Here is a 19,667-nt window from a genome sequence, read left to right as displayed (position 1 = left end):
CCGCAAAACGCGGCACCCGGTGCGCCCTACCGGGTCACCGAACTACGCGCCGACGCGACTGAGCCGCAGGTCACCGGAGGCCAGTGCCCGCGACGGGGGTGCGACGTCCCGCTTCTTGATTGCCTTGCGGCCCAGTTCGATGAAGGGCACCTCCACGTACCGGTAGATCAGGTCCGCCAGTAGCAGCGACGCTGTGGCCATGGTGATCGCCAGTGGCAGGCCGTGCAGGCGCGGCAGCGCTCCCATGACCGCCAGCGCGGCGAGGTTCTGCACCAGGTAGAGCGAGTAGGACCGCTCGCCGACGAACCGCATCGGTGCCGCACCGAGGACGCGGGTGACCGGGCCGGGCGCCACCAGCGCGGGGAGGAGCAGACCGACCGCCACCGCGTAGACGGGCACCAGCAGCACTGGCGTGCTACCCCAGGCGGAGAAGTACCGGCTCAGCACATGGCCCAGCGGTTCGATCTCGTACTGGAAGACCGCGAACCCCAGCACCACGGCCACCGCGACGTACGGGTGGGTGAGCGGCCGCAGCACCCGGTAGGTGCGCCGGTCGTGCATCAGCGCAGCGACCAGGCAGCCGACCAGGATGCTCATGTAGTTCTCCGGCCAGCCGGACGCGAGGTGGCGGAACGCGATGGCGTGGACCGACATGAGCCCCACGCCTACGCCCAGCAGTCCGCCGATCACCGCCAGCCGCGCCCACGGCGCGCGCCGGAAGCGGTGGATCAGCACGAACGCCAGCAGCGGCCAGAACAGGTAGAACTTCTGCTCCACGCCCAGCGACCAGGACTGCCCGTACGGGGTGGCGCCCTGGAACTCGTTGAAGAACGTCAGTTCGTAGTGCAGGGAGGCGCCCAGTCCGCTGCTGTCCACCTGGCCGCGGACGGCGTAGACCGCCCAGACCACGCCGAGCAGCAGGAAGTAGACGGGCAGGATGCGGAAGACCCGGCGCAGGTAGAAGCCCCGCAGCGAGATCCGGCCGTGCGCGTCCTCCTCGCGCAGCAGCAGCGTGGTGATCAGGAAGCCGGAGAGGACGAAGAAGAGCTGCACACCCAGCCAGCCCTGGAGCCGGGCGGGGCCTTGGAAGTGGAAGAACACCACGGAGACCGCCGCGAAGGCGCGGGCGCCGTCCAGCGCGGGGAAGCGCCGCAGGGCCAGGTAGGCGTCATGGGACAAGGTCGTGCGCATCGCGTGCCGTTCCGGTGAGTCGGGGAGACGGGTGGCCGGGTGTCCGGCTCGATCGGGTTCGCCACAGGAACAGGCCGAGGCCGGCCAGCAGCAGGACGCCGAGCAGCGGATAGAGGTTGCCGACCAGGAGCTGGAGCCCGGTCCAGGTGTTCTCTGCGTTGTTGTCGTAGGGGACGGTCCAGATCAGGCCGTTGGGAAGCCTGGTCCCGGGGCCCGCGGGCTTGCGGTCGCCGTAGGCGACGGACGGCCAGGCGAGCCAGGGCAGGTACAGGCCGACGGCTGGCAACCAGGCCCACCACGGCGCGCGGCGGCTGTGCAGTAGGTGGCCCGCGACGCTCAGGAACACCGCGATCCAGATCCAGTGGTGGGACCAGGAGATGGGTGAGGCCAACAGGCCGAGCAGTGCGGTGGCGGCGACGCCGAGCAGTTCCTCCCCGCGCCGGTGCGCCCGGACCGAGAGCGGGATCGCGATCGCGGCGGCGAGCACCGCGGCCAGCAGCCAGTACGGCTTGACGCCGGCGGCGTCGAGCCCGAGCGTGCGGGCCAGCATCCCCTGGAGGGACTGGTTGCCGACGTAGTTGACGCCGCCGACGCGGGAGGAGTCAGCGAAGAGGCCGTCCAACCAGTACCGGTGCGCCTCAGCGGGCAGCAGCACGAAGCCGCCGAGCACGGTCGCGGCGAGGGTCCCGGTGGCCACGGCGGCGGCGCGGAAGCGCCTGGTGACCAGCAGGTAGACGATGAAGATCGCCGGAACCAGCTTGAAACCTGCGGCCAGGCCGATGCCGACGCCCTTGCTCCACCACCGGTCCGGCTGGGCGAAGTCCAGCAGCACCAGGAGCATCAGGAACACGTTGACCTGACCGAACGCCAGATTCTGCATCATCGGCTCGGTCCACAGCGCGAGCCCGGCGACGGTGAGCGCAGCCCCCAGCCGGCCGACGCTGCGGCGGTACCCGGCCAGACCCCAGGCCACCCACGCGGACGCGACCAGCGCGGCAATGCTGCCGCAGGCGATCAGCCACTGGAGCGTGAGCTCGTCGACGTAGGAGAGGACCGTGAACACGGCGAGCGCGAAAGGCGTGTAGGTGAACGGCAGCCCGAGGCTGCCGAGACGGAAGTCCAGGTCGTAGACGCGGTGGCTGTGCCGCGCCGTGGTGCCGCCCCAGTAGTAGACACGGAGGTCGATCGGAGACCAGAGCCGGTCGGGATGGGCCTGGACGACGCGAATGTACTCCGTCAGCGCGACGCCGAACACGACGAGGCCGAGGAGGAGCAGCCCCGGACCGAGACGGCGGTCCGGCGGGGCAACAGGCGCGGGGGCTGCTCGGACAGCCCCCGGCGTTGTTCGGGCAGAGCCGACGAGTCTGCGGGCTGCGCTCAACAAAGATCCTGCTCCAGACTCGTACGGCGGCGCGGTTTCGGCACCTCGGCCCGGGCCGAAGCGCTGCGACGTTACCCGCGTTCTGTGAAGTGTCTGTGTCTTGGACATGAATCCGCGGGGCCGCCGGCTGACCTGACAGGTGGCCCCCCGCGGTCGGCGTCCGGCGGCCCGTGCGGCTTGTCCGGGCTGCTCACGCGGGGCAAGCGGGTGGCGGGCACCCAGGCCCGCGCGGCGCCGACACGCCGGTTCGTGCCTCACCTGCTTCCAAGACGCCGGGGCGCCGCCACGTTCACCCGGGCATATCGGGAGATTTCGCTGCGCGGTGCTACCTCAGCGCTTCTCGTTCGAACCGCCCTGCCCCGTACGTCCCGGGCTCATTCCGAAGGCGCGGATCCGGTGACGCCGATCGCGCGAACGGCGCGGGACTTGTCACCACCGCCGAACCCGTCGATTCCGGCGGCCAGAACCATGCTCCCGGCAAACACCGTAAAGCTCGCGAGCACAAGGCCGCCCCGCTCGAAGCCGGCCCGGAACTGATCCGGGAACAGGAAGCGGCCCATCCGGGCCACCGAGGGGCGAGGAGCCTTACCGCTCCCCCACCAGGCTCCCGTTCTGAGCAGCATGACGCCAATGACGAAGCAGGCGAGAGAACCTGCTATCTGTGCGTACAGCATGGACAGCGCGCCTTGTCTTGTTGTGCGGATGAGTGCCCGCCCGGTAGTCGCACTCCGAGATTCGACGGCCCGGCGGCCCATGAGCATGAGATCAGCCCTGTTCGAGGACGATCTCGAACGAGCAGGGGGCGGCTTCGCGCCGCTCCCCGCCCGCCGGGACCCTCCCCGCGGCCGTGCCGAGCGTGTGCCCTCCCGTCCATGCGGCAAACGTGCCACTCGGGCAGGCGCCCGGCACACGCGGGAGGCCAGAACCGGGCAGCGCGGCGAGCTGGGCGTCAACTGACTTCGGCAGCCGTCGACATCGGCGCGGGGAGCCGCGAGCGTCAGCCGCGCAGGGACTCGGTGAAGCGGCGGCACTCCTCGTAGCGGGGAAGCAGGCACGCCGCCTCGGCTTCGGCCAGGGTGGGGGCCGCCTCGTCCTTGGCGGACAGTTGCGGGCGTTTCGCCGGCCACGCGATGCCGAGGGCCGGGTCGAGTGGGTGGATGCCGTGCTCGCCGCTCGGGTTGTACATCTCCGAGCACAGGTAGGACAGCGTCGCGTCATCGGTCACCAGCGTCAGCGCCAGCTGGACCCAACCGACCGCCACGTGCACGGGCGAGGACACCTGGTCGTCCTTCTGGGTGGGACTGGACGGCGACGGCAGCGCCACCACCGAGCAGACCGGCAGCGAGGCCGACTGCTCCGGCGGCGTCCCGGTCTACTCCTCCTGGTACGAGATGTATCCGGACGCTCCCGTCACCTATTCGGACCCGGTGCGGGCCGGTGACCGGTTCACCGCCTCGGTCACCAGCCTCGGCAGCAACCAGTTCGCCCTCACCATCGCCGACGCCACCCAGGGCTGGACCCACACCGCCAACATGACCTCGGCCAGCGCGAAGCTGGCGTCGGCCGAGGTCATCGCCGAGGCCCCGACCGGTCCGGCCGGGATACTGCCGCTGACCGACTTCTCGACGGCGTCGTTCACCGGCGCACAGGCCAACGGGCGGCCGATCGGCGCCGCCGACCCGCAGGCCCTGACCATGACGCGCCCCGACGGGACCGTGAAGGCCACCCCCTCCGTCCTGACCGACGGCACGGACTTCTCGACGGTCCCGGTCGGGGGCCTGCACCCGGCCGCCCTCGGCTTCCGTACTCAAATGGCCGCTCATGCGCGTGCTCCTTGCTGGCCCTCTTGGCGTCCTCGCTGGCCCTGTTTGGCGGCGGCGGCGGGCCCGTCGGGTGCCGCGGTGAGTACGGCGAGGAGGTCGGCGACCTTGGGGCCCGCGTCGGCGGGATGGCGCAGCTCGGTGCCGGGCAGCACCCGGTAGTGGTTGGAGCGTCCAGCACGCGTGTGTGTGAGGTACCCGGCTTCTTCCAGGTCGGCGATGATCCGCATGACCGCGCGCTCGGTCAGCAGGCAGTGCCTGGCGATGTCGCGGACACGGATGCCGGGATCACGGGCGATCTGGACCAACACCCGGGCGTGGTTGGTCAGGAAGGTCCACCCGGTCGGGGCGGGAGCAAGGTCCATGGCTCCAGCATGACGATGCTGTCGTGACATCGCAAACATGACCTTGGTTTCATGTCATGGTTGACACCTGCGGCCGGGCGGGTCAGTCTTGAGGGGCAACCTAAGAAGGCCGTCGACGCTTGCGGCCCCGGCCCCCGGACCGCGGGAGGTAGTGCTGTGACCCGGGATGAGCTCAACATGCTCTCCGCGCGACTGCACGAACGCGCGGGCGGCGCGCCTCGCTCGGTCGAACAGGCGTTGACAGCGCTGGACGCCTATCTGGCCCTGTCCGAGACACGCCCTGATTACCCCGGGCTGGCCATGGAGTCTCGTCGTGCGGCGGATCTGTGGGACGCGCTGCAGGACGCGGCCGCCGCCCTGGCCCACAGCCCCGCCGCCGCGACGACCACACCGACGGAGGCCGCCTGATGACCGTCGCCGGCGATTCATCCCGCTGGCCGGCGCGCTGCACCACCGAGTCCTTGAACGACGTGCTGGTCTACCACCTCTTCGGCGACCTGGACTACGGCGCGACGGACACGCTTGCCTTCGACAAGCCGCTGGCGGGCTTCCACGCCGTCGTGGTCGACCTCGCGGAGGTCACCTTCTTCACCTCCACCGCCCTCAACGGCCTGCTCGGGCTGCGGCTGCGCGCCGAACCCCTGGGCATCCCGATCCACCTGTGCAAACTGCCCGCCGCAACCGCCCGGGTGCTGGAGCTCACCGAGGCCACCAGCCTCTTCCGGATCCACCCGGACCTCGAAACCGCACTCGCGGCAGCCCAGCCACCACCGGACCAGCGCCTGGGACACACGCCGGGGTAGTCCGGGAGCCGAGCCCGCCCGGCGGGATGGGTGCCAGGGGCAGGCACCGGCACACCGCCCACAGCGGGGACGACGTGCCGGTTCCCTCTCTCTGCACAGCCCGTCTGCTCGCAACCTGCCGCTCCCGATCAGCCTTGCAACTTCCCCGCGCCGAACCGGTGATGGCCTGGGAAGGTGCGGCGGAGGGCCCAGCGCGGGTTCGGTTTCACCACCGTAGTCACGGTGCGTCCGGGACGGCACGCACACGGTCGACGGCTCGTTGGACCTCACCTGCGGTGGCGAAGGCGAGGTGGACATCGCGGCAGCGCGTCAGGGTGCTGCACGATCGATGCGCCGTGTCCGAACGTGGGTGCCGAAGCACTGTGGGATCCATGACAGCGGGCTCTTCTGCGAATGCGACGTGGCGCTCCGCCGAGGAGCTGACGGCCGAGGCTGCCAGGCCGGTGGGCCGTCCGATCCTGCACCAGCAGTGGACGGATGTGATGTTCCTCCACTGGCCTGTCCGGCCGGGTGTTCTTGAGGCATTCATGCCTCCAGGTGTGCGCGTCGACTCGTACGAGGGCTGGTCATACGTGGGTCTGGTGCCGTTCGCGATGCGTGACCTCGGTATCGGGAAAGGGCCGGTACTGCCCTGGGTCGGCTCGTTCGGGGAGTGCAACATCCGCCTGTACACGGTTGATCGACAGGGGCGCCGCGGGGTGCTGTTCTTGACCTTGGAGTGCTCCAGGCTCCTCTCCTGCATGACAGCGCGGGTCGCATTCGGGCTTCCGTACCGCTGGTCCCGGGTGGACCATGCGGCGTCGGGGAACAGGCACGAGTGGCGGATTCAGGGCCTGACGCGGGCGGGACGATGTCGCCAGCTACGGTTGGCGACTTCGGTGACCGGCACACACGCACGTGACGACATCGATCACTTTCTGACCGACCGTTGGGGCCTCCACACCCGGCATGCGGGCAGAACCTGGTATCTGCCCACCGAGCACGACAGGTGGCCGCTTCGGCGTATGCACGTAGAGTTCATCCGGCAGACTCTCACCGATGTGTGCGGCCTTTCCGGGCTGAGCAACCCTGTGGTCCACGCCGCGTGGGCCTCGCATGTTCAGGTCCGCTTCGGCTCGCCGTCGCTCGTGTGCTGAGACCAGGGCACGGTGGGAGATGAGCTGCGCTGCAGCGGCAGGCAGCCGGGGTGGCTCAACGCTTCTTCGACGCGGTCGGTCCACAGCCGTGCGGATGGAGTCGGCCACGGTTTGATGCAGCAGGCGGTGCATGCTCGTCATGTTCGGAGCAGCGCGCGGAACAGCACTGCAAGAGGTCAGGCTTCCATAGCCCCACGAACCACGCGAGAGCACGACACGCACTGGCTTCGCGGTGAATGACAGTGCCGATGCGTGGTCGGCGCGGCTGCGTGCACGGCCGCCGGAACGGGGGCGCCTGGGTGGATCTGCTGGCGGCCTGGCCTGCGGGGAGGTGGTGTCCGCAGGCCATCACGGGCGCAACGACTGAATCGCGGCAGGGGGTTGGACGGTGCCCATCACCCGGTCGACTGCGATCTCGATGACGACGCGTCGGGGATTGGCCCGCGGGGGACGGTAGCGTTCGGCGTAGCGCCGCTCTGCCTCGGCAACGGAGGCCGGATCCGCCGTTACCGTGGCGGTGCCCTCGAGGGTGGTCCAGCGCCGTCCGTCGACCTGGGTCAGTGCCGCGCGGGCGGATGCTCCGGCCGCCGTGATGTTACGCGTCTTGACGCTCGTCGAGCTGGTGATGACGCGTGCTGTGCGGGTCTCGGGCTCGTAGGTCGCGCCGACCGGTGTCAGGTGAACGGACCCGTCAGGACGGGAGGTGGCGAGCACACACAGGTGCCGCTGGGTCCAGAACCGAGCGAATTCCTCATCTTGGGCGTGGCGGTCGACGTCGGTGTTCACCAGACTCTTCCTTCTGCTCGTGGTCCAAGACGCGGCGGCCAGCCGAGGAATCGCACTTCGACGTCTCGACCGGACGGACAAGCGATCGGGTGTCGCAGGTTCGGGCGTCACGGTGCTTTCCCACGCCTCGCTCCAAAGATCCGCACCCGGGCCCGGCGGCCTCGCCTTGCATCGGTGACGCATCGTTTATGCACTGCGGTGACTGCGTTTCACAGACCGCGGCGGAACCGGTCCCCTCGCGACTCTCGGTCCGCACGCACTCGCGCCGCCGGACGCACTCACGCCGACGGCCCAGGACGATGGACGCGAGCAGGATTCCGCTTCAGGCGCTCTTGCCTGATGATCGCCAGACAGCCCGACGGGCGGCGCGCCGGTCTTCCTCATCCAGACCGCCCCAGATTCCGTAGAGCTCGCCATGCCGTAGCGCCCAGCGGGCGCAGTCGTTGGCGACGGTGCAGGCTCCGCAGACCTGCTTCGCCGCCTGCGCCTGGATCCGCCCCAGCCCAGTCGAGGAGATGGGGAAGAAGATCTCGGGGTCGACGCCGATGCAGTTGGCACGACTGCGCCAGTCAGCGGATGCCTCTTTCCGGCCTTCCCCCTTTGGCACCGCGGGGGCCATGGGGACCTCCTCATGTGACGAACGTAGCTTTTGTCCGCTTTTCGAATCTGTCCAGGCATGGGATGGGAAGAGACGAGGAATGTGTCGCACGTCACCGTTCTGCACTGGCCGCAGACCACCGCGCGAGGGTGGCGGCAGCACAGGTTCATCACCGACACGCGGGGTTGGGAGCACCCGGCCGGCATCGCGGACGACGGCGAGACCGTTGAGCAGGCCGCCGCCCGCGAGAGGAGATCTACACCGCCGAGGACCGCACGAACGCAGAGAAGGCGATCAAGGCATTCGAGAGGGCGTACGGGCCGAAGTGGCCCAACGCCGTCAAGAAGATCACCGGCGAGGTCGACGAACTGCTGGCGTTCTACGACTTCCCTGCGGAACATTGGGTCCATCTGCGTACGACAAATCCAATCGAATCGACGTTCAGCACGGTCAAACTGCGAACCCAAGGTCACCCGCGGCGTCGGCAGCCCGGCCGCCGCCCTCGCGATGGTCTCCAAGCTCGTCGAATCCGCCCAAGCCCGGTGGCGGGCGGTCACCGCGCCCCACCTCGTCGCAGTCGTCCGAGCCGGCGCCCGCTTCGAGAACGGTCATCTCATCGAACGAGAGCCGGCGACCGCAGCCTGACGTGCGGCGCTTCACCGTGAGAGAGGCAGCAATGGACCAAGGCACCCGCGGCGAGCTCATCAGTCGGCTGGCCGAGGCGATCAGGTCAGTCACGACCGCGCACCCACTGCGGGTCGCCATCGATGGGGCGCCCGCCTCCGGCAAGACCACGCTGGCCGATGAGCTTGCCGTCGTCCTGCGCGCGCAGGAACGCGACGTCATCCGCGCGACCATCGACGACTTCCTCGTCCCCCGTGCACAGCGCTACCGACGCGGCCAGTACTCCGCCGAAGGCTGCTACTTCGACGCCCACGACCACGCCGCGCTGTGCCGGGTCCTGCTCGACCCGCTGGGCCCAGGCGGAGACCGAAGGTTCCAACACGCGGTCTACGACGCCGACACAGACACCCCATCGTCCCTGCCGGCCACGACAGCCCCCGCAGACGCCGTACTGCTCTTCGACGGTGTCTTCCTCCTGCGCCCAGAACTCATCGACCGGTGGGACCTGCGCATCCTCGTGTCCGTCCCATTCGAGCAGACAGTAGATCGGGCCCGGGACCGAGGCGCAGCGCTGGCCGGATCCACCACCGACGCCGCCGAAATCGAACGGTCCTGGCGCAACCGGTATATCCCCTCCCAGCGGCTCTACTTCGCAACAGCCCGCCCAACCGACCATGCCGACATCATTGTGTACAACGATCAGCTCCAACGGCCGACCTGGGAAGTCCGACCACACTCATCGATACACAGGATTTGAAAGTTACTCGATGGCGACTGCCGCTGGGCTCCGGCGGCCCGGGGCGCCGGACTCGCACAGCGGGCCTTTCCACCCCTTCGCGCGAATCTCCCACACGGTCAACTCTCACCGGTTCACGGGAGAACAGCTACGGGACTACAAACCAGGCGGCGGGGCGGTCGGACGTCTGCGGGCCGCCCCGAGCTGGTCGAAGCAGTAGTACACGGCGAGCAGCGCGTGAGTCGCGAGCATGGCGACCGGGCTGAGGTAGGCCAGGCCGACGGTCGCGAGGTAGCACATGCCGCCGATGCCGAAGCGACGTCGCGCGGCCCGCAGATCCTCGGCGGCGATGGGAGTGTGCAGGGCACGCGCGTCACGTGTGAAGGCAAGGAACAGCAGGCTGAACGCGGCGCCCATGACGACCATGGTCGCGGCGTACAGGGCGGCGGCGGTGTGGCCGTCGCGGCCGGGGACCGTGAGGTAGGCGGCCAGCATCCTGGTGGGGTACGGGATCACGGAGACGGTCAGCAGGAGGAAGAGGTTGGCGAACAGCGTCCGCCGGTCCACCCGCCGCGCCAGCGCGCACATGGTGTGGTGGTTGATCCAGATGATGCCGATCACCAGGAAGCTCACCAGGTAGGCGAAGTACGAGGGCCACTGGTGGGCCAGCGCGTTCGCCAGCGAGGTCCCATGCAGGCTGTCGGGCTGCGGAACGTTGAGGTCCAGGACGAGCAGGTGATCGCAATGGCGAATACGCCGTCGCTGAAGGCTTCGAGGCGGGCGGTGCTGAAGCCGGCCGGCCCCGCCCCCGCCGTGGTGCCGAGCGGGTCTTCGGTCATGGCTGGGACTCCCTTGCGGGTCAGGTCGGGGAGCGGTCAGGTCGGAAAAGCGGGCAGGTCGGAAAGCGGGCGGGTCGGAAAGCGGGCGGGTCGGGAAGCGGTCAGCTCGCGAAGAGCGTGGCCTCCACGCGCCGGTCGCCGCGCAGCAGTCGCAGCGCGACCGGCTGCCCGTCGGGGGCGGTGAGGTCCTCGGTGGTGCGCACCGGCCGGGTGGTGCGGTGGGTGATGAGGTCGCCGCACTTGATGCCGGCCCGGTGGGCCGGGCTGTCGGCGGCGACGTGGGTGACCAGGAGGCCGGGCCGGTCGCTCAGGCCGACCGCGGCGCGGCGCAGGCGGGCGGTCCGGGCGGGTTCGAGGGTCATCCCCCACATGCGGGCCGCTTGGGGTCCGGTGTGCTCGAAGGAGGCGAGGAGCTTGCGGAGCAGGTTCGCGAGCTGGGTCTGCTCGTCGGGAGTGAGCGCGGACAGGAGCCGGTCCTCACTGGTGAGGTGGAGGGGGGCTATCCGGTCGAACAGCTCCAGGCCTTTGTCGGTCAGGCGGACCGTGCTGCTGCGCTTGTCCGCGGGGTCCGGTTCGCGGACCACCACACCGCGTTGCTCCAGGCGCGCGAGGCGCACGCTGACGGTGCCGGAGGTCAGGCCGAGCGCGTCCATCAGGCGGGCCTGGCCCATGCGGTACGGGGAACCGATGCGGCGCAGGGTGACCAGGGCCTGGAAGTCGGCCGGGGTCAGGTCGAAGCCGGCGAACACCTCGGCGAGGGCGGCATCCAGATGGGTGCGGACCCGGGCCAGGCGGGTGACCACCCCGACCGGGGCGACGGGCAGGTCAGGGCGCTCTCGTGCCCACTGGTCGATGACGGCGTCGACGCTGTCGCGGGACGCCGTTTCCTCGCTTCGGCTCATGCCCATGCCCATGCTCTCCAGATTAGGGGAATACCTCCGTCGGGACGATTGCTTGAACTCAAGCAAACTGGTTCCGACCGATGCACCATTGTCCGGAGGTTCTCGTCATGTCCGACAGCCCGGCGGATGTCGCCGCCCTCTCGTCCGACCACCACATGCGCGTCGACTCCCTCAGCAGCCGTCCGCGCGAAATCCTGATCGTGGTCGCCAACCCGTCCGTGAGCAGCAACAACAACTGGCCCGTGGGCTTCTGGGGAGCGGAACTCACCCACCCCTACTACGAGCTGACCGAAGCCGGATTCCAGGTCACCATCGCCTCGCCGTCCGGCGGACCAGTCGCCATGGATGCCCTGTCCGACCCCCGCGACCCGTCCAGGTGGGCGGCGGAGGACCTGATCACCATGGGCTTCGTGAACACGCCCGAACTGGCCGCCCTGCTGGAGGACACCCCGGCGCTGGACAGTCTGGACCTGTCCCGGTTCCAGGCCCTGCTCATCGCCGGCGGCCAGTCCCCGATGTTCACCTTCCGCGACAGCAAGCCGCTCCACCGGGCCATCCGGACCTTCTGGGACACGGAGAAGATCGTCGCAGCGTACTGCCACGGTGTCGCCGCCCTGGTCGACTGCGATCTGAGCGACGGCACGCCCCTGGTCGCCGGACGCACCCTGACCGGCTTCTCCAACGTCGAGGAGGACTACAGCGACCGGGCCGCCGGCATACAGGTCATGCCCTGGCGCGCCGAGGACGCACTGCGCGCACGCGGCGCCAACTACATCAGCGCGGGCCTGTTCAAGGCTTTCGCCGTCCGCGACGGCCGACTGGTCACCGGCCAGCAGCAGTACTCCGGCCGCAAGGTCGCCCAGACGGTCATCGCCGCCCTCGGCGCCTGACCGCAACCCGCCCACCTTTCGCAAGCGCAGCATTCGCTAGGAGAAGCACCATGACCGTCGCAGTCATCGGAACCGGATTCATCGGCGGCACCCTCGGCCGAGCCTTCGCCCGCGCGGGACTCCCCACCGTCTTCGGCTCCCGCACCCCCGACACCGAAACCGCCGCCCAGGACAGCGGCGCCACCACCGCCCCCGTGGCCGACGCCGTCGCGAAGGCCGACACCGTCGTCCTCGCCGTCCCTGCCACCGCCGTCGAAGACCTCCTGATCACCCACGGCGCCCAGTTGGCCGGCAAGCTCGTCGTCGACGCCGCCAACAACATCGGCGGCCCCGTCGCCCACCACGCCGACCTCGTCGCCCGCCACGCGCCCAAGGCCCGCTACGCCCGCGCGTTCAACACCCTGGGCGGCGAGAACCTCGCCGACCCGGGCTTCGGCGGCGCCCGAGCCGACATGTTCTACTCCGCCCCCGAAACGACCGTGCCCACATGGACGCGCTCATCGAAGCGGTGGGCCTGCGGCCGATGTATCTCGGGCCGGACCAACAGGACGTGGTCGACGGGGTGCTGCGCCTGTGGTTCGCCCTCGCCATCGGGCAAGGTCATGGGCGGCACCTCGCGTTCCACACCCTCACCCGATAGGCGATCCGCGGGCTCGCGCCGACGGCCGGAAGACCCGCCGGCGCTGCGGGCTCACGGCCGTTGGGGCTTCGGCGTCCGCTGCCTCGCCGTCTTCTGCTTCGCCGTCTACTGCCTCGGCGTCGGGGCGACAGGGTGGAGCTGATTCTTGATCAGAGCCCCAAGACGCTCGGGGTGTCGGGTCGGCCTCACCCAGGTGGTGCCGACCCTGGGCTGGAGACGGCGGCTGAGGTGCGGGTCGCTGGGATCCGTGTAGTTCGAGAGGACGACGTGCGCAGCAGCCTCACCTGGCCTGGGTCCGTGACGACGAACATCTGGCGTACGCCCCACCAGGGGCAGAAGAACACCGCCCAGTTCACCGCCCGAGCGGAACCGGCTCACCCGTCACCGACTGTGCGAGCCGCACCGGGTCGTACACCTCGATGCCTTGCCTGCCCCCGTCGCCGATGACGGTCACGTCCAGCGAGCCCTTGGCCTCCTGCATCGCCCAGACGTGCTCGTCCATGGGCGCGGGCTACTCGATTCGAGCCGGTCAGCGGGGAGGTCCAAGGATGATGTTGCCGCGCAGGGCGGCGGCCTCGGCGAGCTTCTCCTTGGTGATCTCGAACCCTTCAGGGCGGGGGGTGGTGATGTCGCGTCCGGCATGCCGGAACATCTCCTCGATACCTGCGGGGGTGGCCATCAGGAGGAGGTCTGCGTGGTCCGAGGTGATGCGGTAGCCGTGGGGGATGTTGCGCGGCAGGTAGACGATGCCGCCCTCGGACAGTTCGTGGCGCTCGTCGCCGACCCACACGAGCGCCTCGCCCTTGAGGAGGAGGAACACCTCGTCGTCGCGGGTGTGGAGGTGGAAGGGCGGGGCCTCGTCCTTGGCGACGTCGAAGCGTCCGACGGTGAGCCGGCCTTGGGTGGCCTGGCTGTCGAGCAGGACCGTGAACAGTCCCCCGTCGAGCCATTCCAGGGTCTGCTGCTGGTCGCGGTTGGCAAGGTAGGCCATGGTCATGGCGTCTCCAGACGAGTGCGGTGCGGGCCGCCCCGGACCGGGCGCGGTGCGGCGGTTCGGGGGTAGGCAGGCGGGACGAGCCGGGCATGACGGCCACGGGCTCCGCAGAGGGCCTGAGCCGATGTCAGGATCGGCGCTGTGAAGTGATCACGAAGGCGGGGATCACGGCCGCGCCGACGATCAGGTGCATGAGGCCGAGCAGGACCCGGTCGGCCACGGTGACTCCCGCCCCGCCGTAGGGGAGGTCGCCGACGAGCATCACGCCCGCGAGCACGGTCCAGATGACGGTGGCCCGGCGAGGGACATGCCGTTCCAGCAGCTCCAGCAGTCCCCAGCCGAGCAGCGGCGGGACGACGCAGGCCGCGACCACCAGGCTGATCAGGATGGAGTGGACCGGCAGGCCGAACTCCGCGGGGGTCTTCAGGTGATACCCGGCGCCGCCGGTGAGGACGAGCAGGTACAGGAGGTTCGCGAGGAGGCCGAGGCCGATGGCGGTGGAGCGCACCAGTCGGCTCGGGGTGCCCGTTGAGTGAGGGGCGGATGGTCTTGGTGAGTGCCATGCGGTGGACACGGTGACTGTCCCTTTCGAAGAGCCCTGGTCAGTGAATGACGGGCAGGATGAGGTGGGAGGGGTGGTCGGCGTCGTGGTGGATGAGATTGCGGCCCGCCTGGTGCCCGTAGTAGTGGTGGATCAGGCCGTCGGCGACCGCGGAGTCGCCGTTGGCGATCTCCAGGCGGATGCGGCTGCCCTTGCGGAACAGGTAGGAGGTCGGCCACACCTCGATCTCGTAGCGGACGATGCTCCCCGGCTCGATCGGCTGGGGCGGGTGGGTACGGTGGGAGGCCTTCAGCCAGCCGCGGGTGACCATCGCGGAGGGCGGCGGTACGTTCTTGGCGACCCGGTGCATGAGGGCCTGGGTGAGCCTCGGAACCGCCTTCTGCTCGGAGATTTTGACGTGGAAGTCGGTGTCGGTCTGGTCGGACTCCGCGTAGAGCACCAGGGTGATCTTCCCGGTGACCTCGGTGTCGCGGTCCAGGGGTGGGGTGGTGAAGGTGAGGATGCCGCGGGTGGGCTGGGGGATGCCGTCGGTGATGACGGTGGTACCCACCGTCCACTCGGGGTTGGGGTAGTCGTAGACGGTCGGCTGTCCGGCGGACGGCGTGGTGGTGGTGAGGCTGCCGTCGTTGAGTGAGTCGACGGCGCCGGCCGGTTCGGGGTTCAGGTAGAACGCGGTCGCCGTGGCCCGCCGGGGCGGCCACTCGGATTCCTCGCGCAGCCGGCCCCCGGAGTTGGCGACCTGGAGGCGGACCGGCGGGCTGTCCATGACCCCGTTGTCGACGCCCTTGAGCCAGTGGTCGTACCAGGGACGGATGTAGGCGTCGAGGAACTCGGGCTGGTAGTAGAGCTCCTGGCTGTCGAGGAAGTGGCGCTCCTGAATGTCGCTGCCGGCCAGCACGACCAGGCGCTTGTCGGTGCCCTGGAGCCGCTGGTAGCCGTCGAGCTGGCCGCGCAGGTGCACGCCGATGTTGTGCCACCAGGCGATGTTGAGGACCGGGATGTCGATGTCCTCGACCTTCGCCGCTCGCTGGTCCCACCAGTCGTCGTAGACGGGCCGGTCCAGGGACATGCCGATGATGTCGGTGGTGACGCCGCCGGGCCGGGGCGGGATGCCGCCGCCGATGGTCGCGCTGGCGCGGATGTGGTCGGTCGACCAGAAGTTGAGGAAGCCCATGGAGTAGACGCCGCCGTGATAGACCGCGTCGTGGTAGAGGTTCGTGAACCCGTTGTAGACCAGCGCGCAGGTCAGGTGCGGCGGACGCTGTGCGGCGGCCAGCCACTGGTTCACGCTGTAGGCGCTCTCCCCGATCATGGAGACCTTCCCGGTCGACCAGGGTCGGGCGGCGATCCACTCGATGGTGTCGTAGAGGTCGCGCTGCTCGGCGGGCCCGAACAGCTCGAACCGTCCCGCGGACCGTCCGGTGCCGCGCTGGTCGCCGACGACGACCGCGTAGCCGTGGCCGGTCCAGTAGTCGAGCGGGCCGGTCTCGATGAACCGGAACGCCGGCAGGGCCGGTAGGCGCTGCAGGTCCTTCGGGTACGGCGCCACCGCGTACAGCGCGGGGAACGGGCCGTCGCCGTCGGGCAGGTACACGTCGGCGCAGATCCGGACTCCGTCGGAGGCCGTGATCCATTCGTCCTTGAGAGTGCGCATGACACCAACTCCTAATTTCCTCACATGTGGAAACTAGTTTCAGCGTATGATGAAACTGCCGCGAACGGCAAGGGGCGTCCCTCTCTCAACTGGCGTGGAAGGTGGTGCGGTGTGACCGGGCGAGGTGCACGAGGTCCCCGAGGGGAACGCGGAGAGCAGGCGGACAAGATCATCGCTGCCGCCCGCAGATCCTTCGCCACCCGCGGCTACGCCGCGACCTCACTTCGGTCGGTCGCCCAGGACGCCGACGTAGACCCGGGCCTGGTGCACTACTACTTCCGCACCAAGACCGGGCTGCTGGAAGCGGTCATGCAACCCCCCGAGGCATTCGGCGCCACCGTGGCCGCCGCCGCGCAACAGCCCCTCCACCAGCGAGGACGCGCGTTCGTGGAGGCCACCCTGCAGCTGTGGGAGGACGCCGCCTCCGCCGAGATCCTGCGCTCCATCATCCTCACGGCCGCCCAGGAACCCGCCGCCCTGCAGCGCCTGCGACAGCTGTTCTCCGAACTCGTCCTGAGCGTGGTCTCCCACAGCCTGCCCGACGCCGAACGCACCCTGCGCGCCAGCCTCATCGCCACACAGATCGACGGCATGATCATGAACCGCTACATCTGGCAGGTCGGCGACATCGCCAACCTCCCCGCCGACGCCGTGACCGAGCTGCTCTCCCCCACCATCCAGCGCTACCTCGCCGACCCCCTGCCATGAACCCCCCAAAGGCGATGGCACCGGCCAGGGACTGATCGGCTTTCACCCGATTTCTCTTCGGGCTGTCGGAGGACCGTGACGACGTGCCGGCGCTTGTCGTCAGGCTCGCCGCGCACCCCGGCTGCCACGCCCTGGAGGTGATGTCGGCCAGGGACAGCCCGTCACCGGCCGCGGTTTTTCGCCGTCGGGGTCAGCGGAATCGACTGCTTCGCGGAAGACGCCACGCATCGCCGTCGATGGGGAGCCGGTGTCCGGCAGTTCGCTGGTCTCGCCCGCACCGTCCCGCCATGCGCAATGCGTCGGCGGTCGGCTGCTGACTGCCCCGCCGCACCGCTCCGGACCGTGTTGGGCCACAGGCCCGTTCTCAGGCCCGGCCCCGTCCGCTGCGTCGTGTCGCTGCTTGCGGGCACGCGGTTCGCGTGCCCGCAAGCAGCTGGGATTGTCCTGCGGTGAGTGGGTTTCAGGCGGTCCTGGCCATGCTGGTGGTGGCGGTCTGGTGGTCCGCCTGGCGCAGCTGGTCGAGCAGGTGGTCGCGATCGGACAGCAGCTCGGTGAGGATCCGTCGCGCTGCGGCCAACAGGTCCGCGACATCCGTGCCGGCCAGCTGGTACAGGGTGAGCGGGCCGTCTCGGTAGGAGACGACGATCCCGGACCGGCGCAGCACCGCAAGCTGCTGGGACATGGCCGACGGCTCGATCTGCAGGTCGTCCAGCAAGTCCCGCACGGGCCGGGGGCCGTCACGCAGCAGTTCCAGCACCCGGATCCGGACCGGATGGCCCAGGAGCCGGAAGAACTCGGCCTTGACCTGGTAGAGCGGTGGGGCGGCCATCACACGTCCAGTTCCTGCTCGATCAGCAGCAGCTTGCGCCGGGCCATGGCCAGGTTGGCCCGGCCGCGGTCCAGCGCGAGGTAGAGGAACAGGCCCTGGCCGGACCGCCCGGTGAGCGGCCGGATGATGTGGTACTGGCCGGTGAGGGTGATCAGGATGTCCTCGATCGCGCCGTCGAGCTTGAGCATCTCCATCGTGCGCAGCTTCGCCCGCACCACGTCGGTGTTCCCGGCGGAGGCGGCCGTCAGGTCCAGCTCGCGGCTGCCGCCCGCGGTGCCCAGGGCCAGGCCGCTGTTGTAGTCGACCAGGGCTGCCCCGAGGGCGCCCTCGATCATCATCGCTTCCTTGAGGGCAATATCAGTGTTCGCCATGCCCACGGACCTTAGAGACGTGCGGAACTGGCTCATCGCGGAATTGAAGAAACCTTCAAACGAACACCTGCACGTGTGTATGATCCGCGAAGCCCACCGGACGCCTCACGAGCCACACAAGCCACACCGGGGAACACGCCGCCCCGGGACAGGGCGCACGGCATGTCCCGGTTGCTCAGCAAGAAGGCCAGGGCAGTCTCCAGCGGGTGTGCAAGGGCGCCTCTCCGTTGTGGTCGACTCGACGAGGCCAGGCAATGGGACCTGCGTGGGCGACGAGTCCGCGCGGGATCGCCGGAGGTCCTGCAGCCCGGTGCGGGTCGACCAGCGCACGTGCCGTTGATCGTCTGGGGTGGGCGCCCAGCGGCAACCGCACGGGTCGACCGGGGTCGAAAGCCTGAGACGGGCCCGGCCCGCCGCCCCCCGACGCGGGCCGAGGGCACGGCGTGGGGGCGGCGGAGCCAGGCGGCCCGCCGGGGTCAGCCTGCGGCGTGGTGGAACTGGTTGGCCGGGATCGGCAGTCCGTAGTGCTCGCGCAGGGTCGTGCCCTGGTAGTCCTCGCGGAACAGACCCTTGGCGCGCAGGATCGGCAGGACCTCCTCGATGAAGGTCTCGAGCCCCGACGGCAGAGCCGGCGCCATGATGTTGAAGCCGTCGGCCGCGCCGCCCTCGAACCAGGCCGTGACGGCGTCCGCCACCTGATCCGGGGTACCGACGAGCTCGAAGTGCCCGCGCCCGCCGCCGATGCGCGAGATGACCTGCCGCACCGTCAACTGCTCGCGTTCCGCCAGCTCGATGATCAGGTCGGAGCGGCTCTGCGAACCCTCCAGCTTGGGCCGGGCGAGGATGAAGCCGGGCAGCGGCGCGTCGAGATCGAAGACCGACGGCTCGGTCTCGAACACGGCGGCCAGTTGCCGCAGACCGTAGGCGGGAACCCGCAGCTCGTCCAGTTCCTGGGCGATGGCCCTGGCCTCGGCCTCGGTGGAGCCGATGTAGGGGACGATGCCCGGCAGGACGACCACGCCGTCCGGGTCGCGCCCGGCCGCGCGGGCGCGTGCCTTGATGTCGGCGTAGAAGTCGGCGGCACGCTCGTAGGTGCGGTGGGCGGTGAAGATCGCCTCGGCGTGGCGCGCCGCGAACTCCCTGCCGTCTTCGGACGAGCCTGCCTGGACGAGCAACGGGTGCCCCTGGGGCGGACGTTCGACGTTGAGCGGCCCGGCGACGCTGAAGTACCGGCCCTTGTGGTCCAGGCGGTGCAGCCGTCCGGGGTCCGCGTAGCGCCCGGCGGCCTTGTCGGCGAGGACCGCCTCCGATTCCCAGCTGTCCCACAGCGCCTTGGCGATCCGCAGGAACTCGTCGGCGCGAGCGTAGCGTTCGGCGTGCGCGGGACGGTCCGTCAGGCCGAAGTTGGCCGCTTCGTCGGCTCCTGCGGAGGTGACGATGTTCCACCCGGCGCGGCCGCCGCTGACGTGGTCGACCGAGGCGAGGCGGCGCGCGAGGTTGTAGGGCTCGTTGTACGTCGAGGAGACCGTCGCGATGAGCCCGATCCTGCTGGTGGCCTGGGAGAGGGCGGTGAGCAGGGTCAGCGGTTCGAGCTGGCCCGGAGGCCGGAACTCGCCGGTGCCGATGACGGCGGGGCCGTCGGCGAGGAACAGCGAGTCGAACTTGGCGTCTTCGGCGAGCCGGGCGAGCTTGATCCAGTGCTGCAGATCGAAGTCGGCTCTGGGGTTGCTGTCGGGAAGGCGCCAGGCGGCCTCGTGGTGGCCGGCCTCCATGAGGAAGGCGTTCAGGTGCAGTCGGCGGCGACGCTCGGTGGTCATGCGTGATCTCCTTTCGTCTGT

General features: G+C 69.6%; 23 protein-coding genes and 2 pseudogenes. 9 read left to right on the top strand and 16 right to left on the bottom strand.

What is annotated here, in order from left to right:
* Positions 1-42 precede the first annotated feature (42 nt).
* The 4 genes from TR48_RS24575 to TR48_RS39250 all read right to left on the bottom strand — a co-directional run bounded on the left by TR48_RS24575 (position 43) and on the right by TR48_RS39250 (position 3,833).
* Positions 43-1,191: an acyltransferase family protein gene (locus tag TR48_RS24575; protein ID WP_042370998.1), complete on the bottom strand. Its 1,149-nt coding sequence runs from the start codon at positions 1,189-1,191 to the stop codon at positions 43-45.
* Entirely contained in the window at positions 1,169-2,446 is a 1,278-nt protein-coding gene (locus TR48_RS39255; protein ID WP_052442970.1) for a glycosyltransferase 87 family protein, read from the bottom strand. The genes TR48_RS24575 and TR48_RS39255 overlap by 23 nt, the downstream gene beginning before the upstream one ends.
* 500 nt (positions 2,447-2,946) lie before the next feature.
* Positions 2,947-3,246: a hypothetical protein gene (locus tag TR48_RS42275; RefSeq protein ID WP_152628158.1), complete on the bottom strand. Its 300-nt coding sequence runs from the start codon at positions 3,244-3,246 to the stop codon at positions 2,947-2,949.
* A 323-nt stretch (positions 3,247-3,569) separates the two neighbouring features.
* A complete protein-coding gene (locus TR48_RS39250; RefSeq protein ID WP_439654494.1) occupies positions 3,570-3,833 on the bottom strand; it encodes a dTDP-4-dehydrorhamnose 3,5-epimerase family protein in 264 nt (87 codons plus the stop codon).
* 13 nt (positions 3,834-3,846) lie between these two features.
* Between TR48_RS39250 and TR48_RS45740 the strand changes: the two are divergent.
* A pseudogene (locus TR48_RS45740) lies at positions 3,847-4,248 on the top strand (G1 family glutamic endopeptidase); the annotation flags it as partial.
* A gap of 143 nt (positions 4,249-4,391) precedes the next feature.
* On the opposite strand, the gene TR48_RS44985 reads toward TR48_RS45740, so the two are convergent.
* Positions 4,392-4,757, bottom strand: coding sequence for a helix-turn-helix transcriptional regulator (locus TR48_RS44985; RefSeq protein WP_084729714.1), 366 nt, complete (start codon positions 4,755-4,757; stop codon positions 4,392-4,394).
* A 156-nt stretch (positions 4,758-4,913) separates the two neighbouring features.
* Here TR48_RS44985 and TR48_RS24550 point away from each other — a divergent pair, with 156 nt between their 5' ends.
* The 3 genes from TR48_RS24550 (at position 4,914) to TR48_RS24540 (ending at position 6,696) form a co-directional block, all read left to right on the top strand.
* Positions 4,914-5,165, top strand: coding sequence for a hypothetical protein (locus tag TR48_RS24550; RefSeq protein ID WP_042370993.1), 252 nt, complete (start codon positions 4,914-4,916; stop codon positions 5,163-5,165).
* Entirely contained in the window at positions 5,165-5,560 is a 396-nt protein-coding gene (locus tag TR48_RS24545) for an STAS domain-containing protein (protein WP_052442968.1), read from the top strand. Before TR48_RS24550 ends, TR48_RS24545 begins: the two co-directional genes overlap by 1 nt.
* A gap of 371 nt (positions 5,561-5,931) precedes the next feature.
* Positions 5,932-6,696: a YqjF family protein gene (locus tag TR48_RS24540; RefSeq protein ID WP_042370991.1), complete on the top strand. Its 765-nt coding sequence runs from the start codon at positions 5,932-5,934 to the stop codon at positions 6,694-6,696.
* A 348-nt stretch (positions 6,697-7,044) separates the two neighbouring features.
* On the opposite strand, the gene TR48_RS24535 is transcribed toward TR48_RS24540, so the two are convergent.
* Entirely contained in the window at positions 7,045-7,482 is a 438-nt protein-coding gene (locus tag TR48_RS24535) for a TIGR03618 family F420-dependent PPOX class oxidoreductase (protein ID WP_042370989.1), read from the bottom strand.
* 322 nt (positions 7,483-7,804) lie between these two features.
* A complete protein-coding gene (locus TR48_RS24530) occupies positions 7,805-8,101 on the bottom strand; it encodes a WhiB family transcriptional regulator (RefSeq protein WP_042370986.1) in 297 nt (98 codons plus the stop codon).
* Positions 8,102-8,328: 227 nt separating this feature from the next.
* On the opposite strand from TR48_RS24530, the pseudogene TR48_RS40795 reads away from it, so the two are divergent.
* Positions 8,329-8,725 (top strand): annotated as a pseudogene (locus TR48_RS40795) (transposase); the annotation flags it as partial.
* A gap of 31 nt (positions 8,726-8,756) precedes the next feature.
* Positions 8,757-9,461, top strand: coding sequence for a cytidylate kinase family protein (locus TR48_RS24525; RefSeq protein ID WP_042371052.1), 705 nt, complete (start codon positions 8,757-8,759; stop codon positions 9,459-9,461).
* 135 nt (positions 9,462-9,596) lie between these two features.
* Here TR48_RS24525 and TR48_RS24520 read toward each other — a convergent pair whose 3' ends face one another.
* Entirely contained in the window at positions 9,597-10,166 is a 570-nt protein-coding gene (locus TR48_RS24520; RefSeq protein ID WP_268873597.1) for a TMEM175 family protein, read from the bottom strand.
* A 214-nt stretch (positions 10,167-10,380) separates the two neighbouring features.
* Positions 10,381-11,181 carry a MarR family transcriptional regulator gene (locus TR48_RS39240; protein WP_161789903.1) on the bottom strand — a complete coding sequence of 267 codons (801 nt, stop codon included), beginning with the start codon at positions 11,179-11,181 and terminating at the stop codon, positions 10,381-10,383.
* A gap of 107 nt (positions 11,182-11,288) precedes the next feature.
* Here TR48_RS39240 and TR48_RS24510 point away from each other — a divergent pair, with 107 nt between their 5' ends.
* Together TR48_RS24510 and TR48_RS39235 are read left to right on the top strand one after the other, a co-directional pair.
* A complete protein-coding gene (locus TR48_RS24510; protein ID WP_201777152.1) occupies positions 11,289-12,071 on the top strand; it encodes a type 1 glutamine amidotransferase domain-containing protein in 783 nt (260 codons plus the stop codon).
* 50 nt (positions 12,072-12,121) lie between these two features.
* Complete coding sequence (locus tag TR48_RS39235) at positions 12,122-12,853, top strand: NADPH-dependent F420 reductase (protein WP_052442965.1); 732 nt, start codon at positions 12,122-12,124, stop codon at positions 12,851-12,853.
* 210 nt (positions 12,854-13,063) lie between these two features.
* Here TR48_RS39235 and TR48_RS43565 read toward each other — a convergent pair whose 3' ends face one another.
* From TR48_RS43565 to TR48_RS24490, 4 genes are all read right to left on the bottom strand, one after another.
* Positions 13,064-13,213, bottom strand: coding sequence for a hypothetical protein (locus TR48_RS43565; RefSeq protein WP_161789902.1), 150 nt, complete (start codon positions 13,211-13,213; stop codon positions 13,064-13,066).
* A 27-nt stretch (positions 13,214-13,240) separates the two neighbouring features.
* The gene (locus TR48_RS24500; RefSeq protein WP_042370984.1) at positions 13,241-13,708 is read right to left on the bottom strand and encodes a cupin domain-containing protein; all 468 of its coding nucleotides are present in this window, start codon (positions 13,706-13,708) and stop codon (positions 13,241-13,243) included.
* A gap of 124 nt (positions 13,709-13,832) precedes the next feature.
* Positions 13,833-14,213 (bottom strand): DUF6069 family protein, encoded by a 381-nt coding sequence (locus TR48_RS24495; RefSeq protein WP_052442964.1) that lies wholly within the window; start codon positions 14,211-14,213, stop codon positions 13,833-13,835.
* A 94-nt stretch (positions 14,214-14,307) separates the two neighbouring features.
* On the bottom strand, positions 14,308-15,921 hold the full coding sequence (locus TR48_RS24490) for a CocE/NonD family hydrolase (protein ID WP_042370983.1): 1,614 nt from the start codon (positions 15,919-15,921) through the stop codon (positions 14,308-14,310).
* 111 nt (positions 15,922-16,032) lie between these two features.
* Here TR48_RS24490 and TR48_RS24485 point away from each other — a divergent pair, with 111 nt between their 5' ends.
* Positions 16,033-16,629: a TetR/AcrR family transcriptional regulator gene (locus TR48_RS24485; protein WP_042370981.1), complete on the top strand. Its 597-nt coding sequence runs from the start codon at positions 16,033-16,035 to the stop codon at positions 16,627-16,629.
* Between the two features lie 460 nt (positions 16,630-17,089).
* Here the strand turns inward: TR48_RS24485 and TR48_RS24480 are convergent, their stop codons facing one another.
* The 3 genes from TR48_RS24480 to TR48_RS24470 all read right to left on the bottom strand — a co-directional run bounded on the left by TR48_RS24480 (position 17,090) and on the right by TR48_RS24470 (position 19,646).
* Complete coding sequence (locus tag TR48_RS24480; RefSeq protein WP_042370979.1) at positions 17,090-17,458, bottom strand: ArsR/SmtB family transcription factor; 369 nt, start codon at positions 17,456-17,458, stop codon at positions 17,090-17,092.
* On the bottom strand, positions 17,458-17,829 hold the full coding sequence (locus TR48_RS24475; protein WP_042370977.1) for a hypothetical protein: 372 nt from the start codon (positions 17,827-17,829) through the stop codon (positions 17,458-17,460). Before TR48_RS24475 ends, TR48_RS24480 begins: the two co-directional genes overlap by 1 nt.
* A gap of 476 nt (positions 17,830-18,305) precedes the next feature.
* Positions 18,306-19,646: an LLM class flavin-dependent oxidoreductase gene (locus TR48_RS24470; RefSeq protein ID WP_042370976.1), complete on the bottom strand. Its 1,341-nt coding sequence runs from the start codon at positions 19,644-19,646 to the stop codon at positions 18,306-18,308.
* Between the last annotated feature and the right edge of the window lie 21 nt (positions 19,647-19,667).

The organism is Streptacidiphilus neutrinimicus (assembly GCF_000787815.1).
In the GTDB taxonomy this organism is placed as follows: Bacteria; Actinomycetota; Actinomycetes; order Streptomycetales; family Streptomycetaceae; genus Streptacidiphilus; species Streptacidiphilus neutrinimicus.
The sequence above is the reverse complement of the archived record's forward strand: the minus strand, read 5'-3'. Positions and strand labels throughout refer to the sequence as shown.

What these genes read in the sequence shown, in the direction of transcription:
- TR48_RS43565 (WP_161789902.1), bottom strand. Translation starts at nt 13,213, where the DNA reads ATGGACGAGCACGTCTGGGCGATGCAGGAGGCCAAGGGCTCGCTGGAC.
- TR48_RS24575 (WP_042370998.1), bottom strand. Translation starts at nt 1,191, where the DNA reads ATGCGCACGACCTTGTCCCATGACGCCTACCTGGCCCTGCGGCGCTTC.
- TR48_RS24525 (WP_042371052.1), top strand. Translation starts at nt 8,757, where the DNA reads ATGGACCAAGGCACCCGCGGCGAGCTCATCAGTCGGCTGGCCGAGGCG.
- TR48_RS24545 (WP_052442968.1), top strand. Translation starts at nt 5,165, where the DNA reads ATGACCGTCGCCGGCGATTCATCCCGCTGGCCGGCGCGCTGCACCACC.
- TR48_RS42275 (WP_152628158.1), bottom strand. Translation starts at nt 3,246, where the DNA reads ATGCTGTACGCACAGATAGCAGGTTCTCTCGCCTGCTTCGTCATTGGC.
- TR48_RS24475 (WP_042370977.1), bottom strand. Translation starts at nt 17,829, where the DNA reads ATGGCGAACACTGATATTGCCCTCAAGGAAGCGATGATGATCGAGGGC.
- TR48_RS24500 (WP_042370984.1), bottom strand. Translation starts at nt 13,708, where the DNA reads ATGACCATGGCCTACCTTGCCAACCGCGACCAGCAGCAGACCCTGGAA.
- TR48_RS24470 (WP_042370976.1), bottom strand. Translation starts at nt 19,646, where the DNA reads ATGACCACCGAGCGTCGCCGCCGACTGCACCTGAACGCCTTCCTCATG.
- TR48_RS24480 (WP_042370979.1), bottom strand. Translation starts at nt 17,458, where the DNA reads ATGGCCGCCCCACCGCTCTACCAGGTCAAGGCCGAGTTCTTCCGGCTC.
- TR48_RS24540 (WP_042370991.1), top strand. Translation starts at nt 5,932, where the DNA reads ATGACAGCGGGCTCTTCTGCGAATGCGACGTGGCGCTCCGCCGAGGAG.
- TR48_RS24530 (WP_042370986.1), bottom strand. Translation starts at nt 8,101, where the DNA reads ATGGCCCCCGCGGTGCCAAAGGGGGAAGGCCGGAAAGAGGCATCCGCT.
- TR48_RS24510 (WP_201777152.1), top strand. Translation starts at nt 11,289, where the DNA reads ATGTCCGACAGCCCGGCGGATGTCGCCGCCCTCTCGTCCGACCACCAC.
- TR48_RS24490 (WP_042370983.1), bottom strand. Translation starts at nt 15,921, where the DNA reads ATGCGCACTCTCAAGGACGAATGGATCACGGCCTCCGACGGAGTCCGG.
- TR48_RS39240 (WP_161789903.1), bottom strand. Translation starts at nt 11,181, where the DNA reads ATGAGCCGAAGCGAGGAAACGGCGTCCCGCGACAGCGTCGACGCCGTC.
- TR48_RS39235 (WP_052442965.1), top strand. Translation starts at nt 12,122, where the DNA reads ATGACCGTCGCAGTCATCGGAACCGGATTCATCGGCGGCACCCTCGGC.
- TR48_RS44985 (WP_084729714.1), bottom strand. Translation starts at nt 4,757, where the DNA reads ATGGACCTTGCTCCCGCCCCGACCGGGTGGACCTTCCTGACCAACCAC.